The 11,321-nt window shown below is 60.9% G+C and carries 10 protein-coding genes; 8 read left to right on the top strand and 2 right to left on the bottom strand.

The features are described 5' to 3' along the window. The first annotated feature begins 38 nt into the window (after positions 1 to 38). The 6 genes from HMPREF3149_RS03475 to HMPREF3149_RS03450 all read left to right on the top strand — a co-directional run bounded on the left by HMPREF3149_RS03475 (position 39) and on the right by HMPREF3149_RS03450 (position 6,332). Positions 39 to 923 (top strand): LysR family transcriptional regulator ArgP, encoded by an 885-nt coding sequence (locus tag HMPREF3149_RS03475; RefSeq protein ID WP_070536625.1) that lies wholly within the window; start codon positions 39 to 41, stop codon positions 921 to 923. A gap of 28 nt (positions 924 to 951) precedes the next feature. Then, on the top strand, positions 952 to 1,983 hold the full coding sequence (locus tag HMPREF3149_RS03470) for a DoxX family protein (protein WP_070536622.1): 1,032 nt from the start codon (positions 952 to 954) through the stop codon (positions 1,981 to 1,983). Positions 1,984 to 2,076: 93 nt separating this feature from the next. Beyond that, entirely contained in the window at positions 2,077 to 2,514 is a 438-nt protein-coding gene (locus HMPREF3149_RS03465) for a hypothetical protein (protein WP_070536620.1), read from the top strand. Next, the gene (locus HMPREF3149_RS03460; protein WP_042530587.1) at positions 2,511 to 2,831 is read left to right on the top strand and encodes a transcriptional regulator; all 321 of its coding nucleotides are present in this window, start codon (positions 2,511 to 2,513) and stop codon (positions 2,829 to 2,831) included. Before HMPREF3149_RS03465 ends, HMPREF3149_RS03460 begins: the two co-directional genes overlap by 4 nt. An 83-nt stretch (positions 2,832 to 2,914) precedes the next feature. Next, positions 2,915 to 5,122 (top strand): acyltransferase family protein, encoded by a 2,208-nt coding sequence (locus HMPREF3149_RS03455; protein WP_070536618.1) that lies wholly within the window; start codon positions 2,915 to 2,917, stop codon positions 5,120 to 5,122. Then, positions 5,085 to 6,332 (top strand): glycosyltransferase family 87 protein, encoded by a 1,248-nt coding sequence (locus tag HMPREF3149_RS03450; protein WP_070536616.1) that lies wholly within the window; start codon positions 5,085 to 5,087, stop codon positions 6,330 to 6,332. Before HMPREF3149_RS03455 ends, HMPREF3149_RS03450 begins: the two co-directional genes overlap by 38 nt. Here HMPREF3149_RS03450 and ilvD read toward each other — a convergent pair. After that, on the bottom strand, positions 6,266 to 8,119 hold the full coding sequence (gene ilvD / locus HMPREF3149_RS03445; protein ID WP_070536614.1) for a dihydroxy-acid dehydratase: 1,854 nt from the start codon (positions 8,117 to 8,119) through the stop codon (positions 6,266 to 6,268). The genes HMPREF3149_RS03450 and ilvD overlap by 67 nt on opposite strands. Positions 8,120 to 8,121: 2 nt before the next feature. Continuing rightward, on the bottom strand, positions 8,122 to 8,655 hold the full coding sequence (locus HMPREF3149_RS03440) for a PH domain-containing protein (protein ID WP_070536612.1): 534 nt from the start codon (positions 8,653 to 8,655) through the stop codon (positions 8,122 to 8,124). A 312-nt stretch (positions 8,656 to 8,967) separates the two neighbouring features. Between HMPREF3149_RS03440 and HMPREF3149_RS03435 the strand changes: the two genes are divergently transcribed. Both HMPREF3149_RS03435 and ilvN read left to right on the top strand, forming a co-directional pair. Further along, positions 8,968 to 10,788: an acetolactate synthase large subunit gene (locus tag HMPREF3149_RS03435; RefSeq protein WP_070536610.1), complete on the top strand. Its 1,821-nt coding sequence runs from the start codon at positions 8,968 to 8,970 to the stop codon at positions 10,786 to 10,788. Positions 10,789 to 10,793: 5 nt separating this feature from the next. Then, positions 10,794 to 11,309, top strand: coding sequence for an acetolactate synthase small subunit (ilvN, locus tag HMPREF3149_RS03430; RefSeq protein ID WP_042530597.1), 516 nt, complete (start codon positions 10,794 to 10,796; stop codon positions 11,307 to 11,309). Positions 11,310 to 11,321: the final 12 nt, after the last annotated feature.

Raw genomic sequence — 11,321 nt, 5'->3', positions numbered from 1 at the left:
TCCAGTTAAGTGTTCTACAGTTGGTTTAAAATAGCTTCATGAACCCGCTCCACACCGAAACTCTGCTGGCCATTGTTGACGAAGGCTCTTTTGAGGCCGCCGCAAGTGTGCTAGGAATCACACCCTCGGCCGTCAGTCAGCGCATCAAAGCCCTTGAGGTCTCCACCGGGCGTATCCTTTTGCGCCGCGGCAATCCCGTGACCGTGACCGAGGCAGGGGAGATTGTGGCCCAGGCGGCGAGGCGTATGGCGCTTGTTCAGGCAGAGGCTGATGCCCGCCTCACAGCAAGGCTTGCGCGTGTGCCGTTGACCGTGGCTATCAACTCTGATTCACTCGCCACGTGGTTCCAACCCGTGATTCAAAAGACCGCCGCGCGTGGAGAGGCTGCCTTGCGCATTCGTATTGAGGATGAGGCGCGCACGTTGGCTATGCTGCGACGAGGCGATGTTTTGGGTGCGGTGACCCGTGAGCAGACTCCGGTGTCAGGCTGCGAGTCAACGTACCTGGGGACGATGCGGTATTTTGCGGTGGCCGCGCCCAGCCTGGCGGAGAGTTTCGAGGACTGGGATACCCTGCCCATCGTTGGCTTTGGTCCGAATGATGCGACCCTCGATGATGCGATGCGCGAGCGCTTCATTGACTCCCGGGTTCTGCGGGCCCGGGTGTCGCAGATTCCCTCGTCAGAGTCCTATGTTGAGGCCGTGCGCTATGGGCTGGGCTGGGGGCTCGTGCCGCGCTTGCAGGCACAACCTTTGTTGAACTCAGGGGCGCTAGTGCTTCTCGACGACTTCCCCCTCGACATCGACCTCTACTGGCAGCGCTGGCGTCTGGAATCTGAGGTGTTGGCGGACCTCACCGCGGATGTTCTTGCCGCTGGCCGTGCGGTTTTAGCTTCGCGCCGCGCCGACGAGAATGCACCATAAGCTCGCCATACTGGCTTAAGTTGGAGGCATGAGCGATAAAACTCCAGATAAAGCATTCGGCATTGATGACGATATTCCCACCTACACCGGCTCTCATTCCGCTTCTGGGACTGGCTCCAATTCTGTGAAGGCGAGCGAGGCTGCCGTAGAATCTGCAGCTGAAGGCAAGCCTGAGCCCAAGAAGAGCCGTCTTTTTCAGCGCGCTGGGCGCGCGGAGCCAAAGGTGATTAAACCTAAGCCTGCTGAGACTGCCACCACTTCTTCTACCACTCCCGCCACCGAACCTGGTGCCGATGCTAGGACTGAGACTTTTGAGAGCCAGTCTTCGGATTCCCTGTCTTTCGACAGCGCTGCTGCGGGCCGCACCGCGGCAGTAGATTCGACGAATGCCGAGACCACCGCGTTCCCGCGGGCAGAGGCCACCGCTGATACAACTGCGATGCCGGAGGCGGCTACGCACGACGAGGTTCCGAGCACGGTGGCTGTCGCCGACTCGGACGTTGAGCACGATGTCACCGAGACAACAGAGGATCCGAAGCCGGCACGCCGCGGCACCATGGACTTTGGCCTTCTCTTTGTGCGCTTGGCTCTAAGCATCTACCTGCTTGTGGCAGGTGCCTCCACCTTCTTTAAGCTTGGTGGCAACGAGGGGCTTGCGGGGCTGGAGAGCGAGTACGGCGAGTACGCCATGTCAGCAGCGCTGGCCATCGGGGTTCCAACGGTTCAGCTTATCGCTGGTGCCTTCCTCCTGCTTGGCCTCGTGACCCCGCTGGCGGCCATGTTCGGCCTCATCGTGACCGGCTTTGACGCGATTCACGGTCTTAATGCTTCCGGTGATGGCCTCGATGTCTTCGCGTGGAACGAGAGTGTCTGGCTGGGTCTTGTCCTTTTTGTCATCGCAGTAGCTCTGCAGTTCACTGGCCCGGGTTTCATCTCCCTCGACTTCAACCGCTCCTGGACGCGCCGTCCGTTGGCGACTTCCTGGGTGTTTGTGATTATTGGCGTCGCGGCGCTGGTTGCCGTTTGGTGGTTTGGCGCCGGTGTTAATCCGCTGAACTAAACACGTCCACGCACCCACCTTGTTGTTTTCCATTGCGTAAAGTAAGTTGATTTCCGTAATGGAAAACAAGACGTGGAAGGGTGAAGACAGCACATGGTGAACCAGGACATTCAGGACGCATTAGCGTTTGAGGAACAACAGCAGGCAGCCGCAGCGAAGCGGCCGCCCATCTGGGTGAGCCTGCTCGTGGCTGCGGCCTACGGCGCCTGGTTCGCCTACATGTGGATTCAGGTCGATGTCCACCCGCTTGTTCTCGTGGGCGGGCTTCTTCTCGTTGTTGGCCTCCTGGTGGGGCTGGCCTTCTTTTACCGCTCAGGGGTGCGGGATTCGATGCGGCAGAAGGTGGATCCGAATGCTGGCCGGGGTGTCAGCCGACGCTACTTTGCGGGCGTAGGTTTTATGATTCTGCCGACGCTCTTCACTCCCTTCGTCGAAGGACACGTTGTTGCCTCGTGTATCGCGGGTGTGCTGTGTGCCGCGGCGACCTTTTGGACGCTGCACACCGGCGCGATGGATCGGATGCCGCGATGAGCGGACTTGATCCGGCTATCCACCCGCTCAACCGCTTTAAAATCTGTGCCACGCTCAACGCGTTCGGGGCCACGCAGGGCGGTGAAGTTAACCGTGAGATGAAATTTGCCGTGCTGCGTGACCGTACGGAGCTCTCGGACGCCACCTTGTCCAAGCAATTGGGGGCTCTAGAACAGGCCGGCTATGTGACCCGCTTTCGGGAATACGGTGCTAGCCGTGCCAAAGACTCGGTGTGGGTTGCGCTCACGGAAGAAGGTAAAGCTGCTTTCGACGGTCACCTGGCGGCGCTGAAGGACTTGGCTGGGGACCGAATGTGAACGCAGTCTTCGATGCGTCAGCGGTCCCGCGCATCATGGCCGATGACGGTTTTAGAGCCCACATGTCCTAGGCTTTAGGGGCTATGCCGAAATCATCGACCTATCGTACAGACATCGACGGCCTGCGCGGCTTGGCCATCGCGCTGGTCGTGTTCTTCCACGTCTTCGTGGGCAAGGTCTCAGCGGGCGTTGACGTCTTCCTACTTATCGGCGGTGTCTTCTTTTTCGGGCCCCAAATCCGCAACGCATTCAACCCTCAGGGGCTAACCCCAGTTCAAGTGGTCATTCGGATGCTGCGTCGACTCTTTCCGGCACTCGTGGTCACTGTCACTGTCACATTAGCGCTGGCTCTCCTTGTCTTCCCGCCAACGCGGTGGGGAAGGGAAGGCAGAGAAGCGCTGAGCTCGTTAGCCTATGTCCAGAACTTCGCGCTCTCGGCTGCCGGGCAAGATTACGCGGCCATCGGCCAGGACGTAAGCACGTATCAACACCTGTGGTCCATGTCGGCCCAGCTGCAAATCTATCTAGGATCCCTACTGGTCATTTTCCTGTGCGCAGGCGTGTACCGGCTGTGTGGGGGCCACGGTGGTGATGTCCAGGGCATCAATTCACGCGTCGCCCCTTGGGGGCTGGGAATTGCTACGCTGGCCAGCTTCTTGTACGCGATTTACCTGCATGGTGTTGACCAAGGCACAAACTATTATTCGCCGCTCAGCCGTTTCTGGGAGATTGGTCTTGGCGGGTTGCTGGGGCTGTGGCTGACGCAGCCCGGAACCCACCGCATGGCCGGGGCTGCTGGGGCTGGTCACCGGCGGACTGACTGGAGCCTTGTTGGCCTAGCACTCATCCTGGCCACCGGCATGGTCATGGATGGCGCACAGCAGTTTCCCGGCCCTGCAACGTTGATGCCGCTTGCGGGTGCGGCTCTCGTTATCGTCGCGGGACCCTCCTCCCGCCTCGGACGGGTTCTGACCACCGCACCTTTCCAATTCTTAGGACGTATTTCTTACAGTCTCTACCTGTGGCACTGGCCATTGCTGGTGTTGGTGACCTATCTACTCAGCGGGGGAGAGTCCAACCGAGACGGTATGGGCATTCTCGCTGCCGTCGGCACGACTCGTGGACTTTTGGCGGGCACGGGCGTCATTATCCTCTCGATGGTGCTTGCCTGGCTCACACTGCGCTTTGTGGAGGTACCCACTCGGCAGAAAGCTAAGCCTGGAGAGCGCTCTTGGCTGCCAGGGCGGTTAGTAGGTACGGAAAAGAGGGCGTCGGCAGGCATCGCGGCGCTGACTGTAGCAGCTGTAGCGCTGGCCGCATGGGCACAGCCTCCTGCGGTATCAGATTCCACCGCGAGCGTGAGCGAGAGCGACATTCTTGACTACCCAGGTCCCGATGCTCTCTTGAAGAGCGTTGAAGTCCCTCCGCGGGATCCTGTGCCGAACGCACGCAATCCGATCGAGTCTTTTTACCCGACCACGCATACCGATGGGTGCACAGCGCTTTATGAACATGAGGAGCCGATCCTGACGCGACAGTGGAACACCGAGGACACGCTGTGCGCTTATGGTGACGTAAATTCCGCTCGCACGATGTACCTGTTTGGAAATTCACACGCGGACCAGATGCTGCCGGCCCTGGATATTGTGGGCCGTGAACAGGGGATTCGAATCATTCCGATGGTGAAGATGGGCTGCTTCCCAGGCGGTGAGCCTAAGCGTTCCGATGGGCACGATTACCCAGAGTGCGCCGTCTGGAGCGAGGCTGCTCTGGACTACATGGAGGCCAATCCAGCGACGGAAGGCGCCTTCCTCATTTCTACCCAGCCAGCGCCAGGAACCATGGGGCCGGAGCAGACTCCCGAGGGCCTGCGTACGGTGGTCGAGCGCCTCAACGGTGCAGGCATGCCAGTGTGGGGTTTGCGCGACACTCCCTGGCCGCACACTCCGGCAGGTCCTTTAGATGTGCGTGACTGCGTGGCTGCGGGCGGATACGTTGCAGGTGATCCTCTGCTTGATTGTGGCGTGGAGCGGGACGACTCACTGCTGCCTGAGAATCCTGCCGTGAACGCACTGGCTGGGTTGGATGTCACTCACCTTGACTTCACAAACGCCATGTGTGGTCCAGACCGTTGCCCCGGCGTTATCGGCAACGTGATGGTGTACCGCGATTCTTCGCATCTCACCAACATGTTCGCAGCCATGCTGAGTGACGAGCTAGAGCGCCAAATGTACGATGGTACGCTACCTAGCGATGAACCTGTTGAAGAACCTGCTTCCCCCGGCCTCTGACCCTGATTGGCGTGTCCCGGCAGTCCGGATGCTCTATTGTGTCGCCGGCGTTATGGTATTTGCTGCCGTAGTGTGGTCCCCAGCTGGGACCACGGGATCCGATTTTGACCCCATCTGGAACGCCGTGGACAAGTACGTCCATGGTCGGCCGGTCTACGATGAGGACTACTCCACGCTCGATCCCCACTACCTGTACTCACCTGGGGCAACATTTCTTCTCGGCCCAATCGGCTGGCTGCCCGGCCGGGACATCGCACGCACCATCATGATGTGGTTGGGCGCGGCCTCCATCTTCATTGCGCTGTGGTTGCTGGCTGCCTCCGTTGCGGCGCGTTATCGGGGCCGTGTCTTCGCCGTGCTGGTCATCGTGGCTTGCGCTTTCGACGAGCCAGTAAAGAGCACGTTGAGCCTGACCAATATCAACGGCTTCCTCTTCCTCTTGCAGGTGCTTTTTGCGCTGTTAACCATCAAGCTGCTGGCACGCGGTTGGCGTGCGGGCCTGAAGTCTTGGGAGGCTGTCGCAGCAGGCATTATTCTGGGCGTGGCCATGACCATCAAGCCACAATTTCTGGCGTTGGGCGTTGTATCGCTGCTATCCGGCCATATCACCGTGCTCGTCGTGGCCGGAGTGTTCATGGTGGGGGTCTTCGCCGCTGGGTGGTTGACAATGTCCCAACCACAGGATTACCTCAACCGTTTGCTGCCCTACCTGGGGCAGGCCCGCGACTATAACAATGGTTCCATCGAAGGCGTGGGCCGGCAGCTGGGCTGGTCGGAAGGAGCCATCACAGGCGCAACCGTGGCTTTCCTCGTCGTGGTGGGGCTAGCGTTGGTGGCACTGTGGCGTTACAAGCGCGAGCAACCGGTGGTGTGGGTGTACTGCTCGCTCGGTGTTCTTTTCGCCGGAGTTCTCATGACTACTGGGCTCATGCAGGGCTACTACTGCATTTGGCTGCTGCCATTGATAGCTACGGTGGTTATCCCCGGCAGCCCAGCGCGGACCCTGCTCATCGTCGTGGTGTGGTGGTGCCTTGTTTCCAGCGCTGCGCCGCCCGAAGACCTGTGGGCACCAGCGGAAGCTATTATCCGCTGGCGCTCGTCCTTGGCCTGGGTGACGCTGCCGCTTATTATGGCCGGGATGGCCTACTGGACGTGGCCATCCACGACGCGCACTGCACCGCGGTCAGCTGAGGTTGCCATGTTGGCGTAGGCACGCAGCGCCTTGGTAACTGGGCGTGTACGGTCCTTCGGTGTCCATGGCTTCTCGCGCTGCTCCTCGGCGGCGCGGCGGCGTTCAAGGACGTCGTCGTCCACGTCGAGGGTGAGCTGGCGCTCGCGAATGTTGATGGTGATGGGATCGCCATTTTCTACGAGGCCGATGAGACCGCCGTGAGCGGCTTCCGGGGAAATGTGGCCGATGGACAGGCCAGAGGTGCCGCCGGAGAAGCGCCCATCCGTAATCAAGGCGCAGGCCTTGCCTAGGCCGGAACCCTTGAGGAAGGACGTTGGGTGCAGCATCTCCTGCATGCCCGGTCCACCGGCAGGGCCCTCGTAGCGGATGACGATGACATCGCCGGGCTGGACTTCTTTTTTGAGGATGATGGACACGGCTTCTTCCTGTGACTCCACGACGCGGGCAGGGCCGGTGAAGGTCCACAGTTCCTCTTCCACTCCCGCGGCCTTCACGATGGCGCCGTTGGGGGCTAGGTTGCCGCGCAGGACAACGAGGCCGCCGTCAGAGGAGAAGGCGTGTTCCGCGTCGTGGATGCAGCCATTGGTAGCATCCGTGTCGAGTTCATCCCAGCGGTTGGACTGGGAGAAAGGCTCGGTGGTGCGCACGCCGCCGGGGGCCGCGAAGAAGAGCTCGCGGGCAGCGTCGGTTGCCGTGCCGCCGCGGATATCCCAATCATCGAGCCACTGCTCGGCATTGTCATAGAGCGCGGTGTGGACTTTCATGTTCACGTGGCCGGCGCGGCGCAGTTCGCCCAGGATGGCGGGGATGCCGCCGGCGCGGTGGACGTCTTCGATGTGGTAGGTGCCGTTGGGGGCCACCTTGGACAGGCAGGGCACGCGGTAGGAAATCTCGTTGATGTCCTCCAAGGTGAAGTCCACCTCGCCCTCCTGCGCGGCGGCGAGGGTGTGGAGGACGGTGTTGGTGGAACCGCCCATGGCCATATCCAACGCCATGGCGTTCGTGAAGGCTTCCTTCGTGGCGATGGAGCGCGGGAGGACCGCGTCATTCTCTTCGCCGTAGTAGCGCTGGCACATGGCCACGATGGTGCGTCCGGCGTCCTCGAAGAGGCGACGGCGGAAAGCGTGGGTGGCCAGCGTGGTTCCGTTTCCCGGCAGGGCCAAGCCGAGTGCCTCAGTGAGGCAGTTCATGGAGTTGGCCGTAAACATTCCGGAGCAGGAACCGCAGGTGGGACAGGCAGATTCTTCTACCTGTGCGAGGCCCTCATCGGAGACGGCTTCGCTTGCCGACGCCGTGATGGCCGTAATCAGATCAGTCGGGGCATGAGCCACGCCGTCGACGACCACGGCCTTGCCGGCTTCCATTGGGCCGCCGGAGACGAAGATGGTGGGGATGTTGAGGCGCAGGGCCGCGTTGAGCATGCCTGGGGTGATCTTGTCGCAGTTGGAGATGCACACGAGGGCGTCGGCAGTATGCGCGTTGACCATGTACTCGATGGAATCGGAGATGATCTCGCGCGAGGGGAGGGAATAGAGCATGCCGCTGTGACCCATCGCGATGCCATCATCCACGGCAATGGTGTTGAATTCCTTCGGCACGCCGCCGGCTTCGCGCACGGCATCAGCGACGATGTCACCGACGTTCTTCAAGTGCACGTGCCCAGGCACAAACTGGGTATAAGAGTTGGCGATGGCCACGATGGGCTTGCCGAACTCGTTCTCTTTAGTGCCGGTAGCCCGCCAGAGAGCGCGGGCGCCGGACGCTTGGCGGCCGACAGTGGTGACTTTAGAGCGCAGCGGGTACATGTTTAGTCCTTCAGTTCGGGGTGTTTATCGAGGTATGCGGCGTATTCCTCCTTGGAGAGGAGGACTTGCTGGCCGTCGCGGTGGACAATGACCACCTTGTCATCGGCGGCGTCGCGTCCAGCGGTGAGTGCATCGGGGATGCGTCCCTGTGAGGATTTAGCCAGACGGGGAAGGGAGTTGAATGTCACGCCAGGGAGGTTGACGTTGTCGCCGCCTGCGGTGCGGGCAAAAGCGCGGGAGCGCTGGAAGCCAATTCCTTTAAAGTCGTTCCACGCAATGTCCTTCGGGCCGCGGAAACCGTAGGTGGTGTGGATGCCTGCGGCGTCCACGGTGGTGCGGGAACGAAGGACCCACCAGATGCCCAGTGCTGGGAAGATGAGGATCCAGAAGAGGTACTTCGGCGCCCAGCCGATGCTGAGCAGCGCGATGGCGGCGAGGAGCCCAATTCCGAGGAGGTGTTCGCGGGTGGGCTTGAACGTTTCGGCCGGGGAGTGGTCGGCGCGGAGGGATGCGTTCTGCGGGTGTGAGGAAGTCATAGTGGGCCATCGTAATTGACTGTGGGGTGCCGTGGCGAACCGCCCCACCTGTGAAATCTCGCAAAATGAGAAAAAGATCCCAAAAATGGGGGTAAAGGCCAGCGTGTGCTTTTCTATCAGTGTACAGTTTATTCCATGATCATTATTCGACTTCACCTCGTAGTACCCGGGCGGCGCGAGCCGTAACGAGTCCACAGTGACGTTGACCTACACGCGCCCCCGCTACCTTCACACCCACGAAGGACAGACGGGGGCGTTAGTCGTAAGAAATGGTCTCTCCGATATCCACCCCATAGAAGGAGCACACCCACCGTGACAGCTTCCACTCCGCCACACCAGGCGCCCGAGCGCATCACGGGCGCACACGCCATCGTCCGCACCCTTGAAGATCTTGGTACTGACCTCGTCTTCGGCATTCCGGGCGGCGCCGTGCTTCCGCTGTATGACGCACTGTTTGAATCGACGAAGCTGCGCCACGTGCTCACCCGCCACGAGCAGGGCGCGGGCCACGCCGCTGAGGGCTATGCGCAGGCCTCTGGCAAGGTCGGCGTCATGATTGCCACCTCCGGGCCGGGTGCGACCAACTTGGTGACGCCGCTTGCTGACGCCAACCTGGACTCCGTCCCCGTTGTAGCCATTACCGGCCAGGTGGGCAGCTCCCTACTGGGTACCGATGCCTTCCAAGAGGCCGATATCCGCGGCATCACGATGCCAATTACTAAGCACAACTTCATCGTCACGGATGCCGCAGACATTCCGGCCGCCATCTCCGCTGCTTTCCACTTGGCTTCAACCGGCCGCCCTGGCCCAGTTCTCGTGGATATTCCCAAGGACGTGCAAAACGCCTACATGGACTACACCGGTCCGGAGATGATGGACCTGCCGGGCTACAAGCCCAACACCACCCCGCACCCGCGCCAAATTACTCAGGCGGTCAAGCGCATTGCCCGCGCCGAGAAGCCGGTGCTGTACATAGGCGGTGGCGTTATCAAGGCGAATGCAGCGCGCGAGTTGCGTGAGTTTGCTGAGCTGACCGGCATCCCCGTGGTCACCACTCTCATGGCCCTGGGATCCTTTCCGGATTCGCACCCGCAACACATGGGTATGCCGGGAATGCACGGTTCGGTTCCGGCGGTGGCTGCCCTGCAGCGCGCAGACCTCATCATCGCGATCGGCGCGCGTTTCGATGACCGCGTCACTGGTGATACCTCTACTTTCGCGCCGAATGCGGAGGTTATCCACGCCGATATTGACCCGGCAGAGGTGGGTAAAACTCGCGAGGTCTCCATCCCGATTGTGGGTGATGCCCGCGAGGTTCTTCTGCGTCTGACCAAGGCCTATGAGAACGACACCGAGATCTCCGCGCCTAACATTGGCGCGTGGATGGACTACCTCACCGACATGCAGCGCCGCTTTCCGCGTGGTTTCGAGCCCACTCCCGATGGCCTGCTCAATCCGCAACATGTCATTGAGAAGCTCAGTGCCATTGTCGGGCCTGAGGCAATCTACTGTGCTGGTGTGGGGCAGCACCAGATGTGGTCGGCGCAATTCCTCGACTTTGAGCACCCGCGTAGCTGGATCAACTCGGGCGGTGCCGGCACGATGGGCTACGCCGTCCCCGCGGCGCTCGGCGCCAAGGCAGCCATGCCGGAGCGCGAGGTGTGGGCGATTGATGGTGATGGATGCTTCCAGATGACCAATCAGGAGCTCACCACGGCCGCGGTGGAAGGATTCCCCATTAAGGTGGCCGTCATTAACAATGGCAACTTGGGCATGGTGCGCCAATGGCAGACGCTCTTCTATGACAACAAGTACTCCCATACGAAGCTGCGTGAGCATGATGAGTACGTGCCGGACTTTGTGAAGCTCAGCGAGGCGCTGGGATGCGAGTCTATTCGCGTGACCTCAGAGGAGGAGATTGTCCCGGCCATCGAACGCGCGCGGGAAATCAATGACCGCCCGGTGGTTATTGACTTCATTGTGGGGCATGACGCTCAGGTGTGGCCGATGATTGGCGGCGGCGCCTCGAACGAGGAAATCCAGTACGCGCTGGGCCTGCGCCCGCTATTCGATGACAACGAGTCCGCGGCCGAGGAACCGGCCGAGATCCACGAATCCCTCGAGGAGGCCTAAGAACCATGGCTAAAGACGACATCACTCGCCACACCCTGTCCGTACTTGTCGAGGATATTGAGGGCATCATTTCCCGCGTGACCGGCATGTTTACCCGCCGCGGCTACAACCTGATCTCCTTGGTGTCCGCCAAAACTGAGACCGAAGGCATTAACCGCCTCACTATCGTGGTCGACGCTTCCGAGGTGATCACTGAGCAGGTGACCAAACAGCTCAACAAGATCGTGCCTGTGCTCAAGGTGGTGGAGCTCGAAGAGGAGAGCACCATCGCGCGGGCCATCATGTTGGTCAAGGTAGCGGCCGATAACACCAACCGGCCGCAGGTGGTCGACGCTGTGAACATCTTCCGCGCCCGCATTGTGGACGTGGCGCCGGAGTCCGTGGTCGTTGAGGCTACCGGTACACCGGGCAAGCTGCGAGCGCTTCTCGACGTCCTCGAGCCCTTCGGCATCCGCGAACTGGTTCAGTCTGGTCACGTGGCGCTGGCTCGTGGCCCGAAGGCGATGGCACCTTCAAAATAAAATCTCACAATG

Origin of the sequence: Corynebacterium sp. HMSC05E07 (genome assembly GCF_001807225.1) — a bacterium.
Taxonomy (GTDB): domain Bacteria; phylum Actinomycetota; class Actinomycetes; order Mycobacteriales; family Mycobacteriaceae; genus Corynebacterium; species Corynebacterium singulare.
This window is presented reverse-complemented; position numbering and strand designations above follow the sequence as displayed.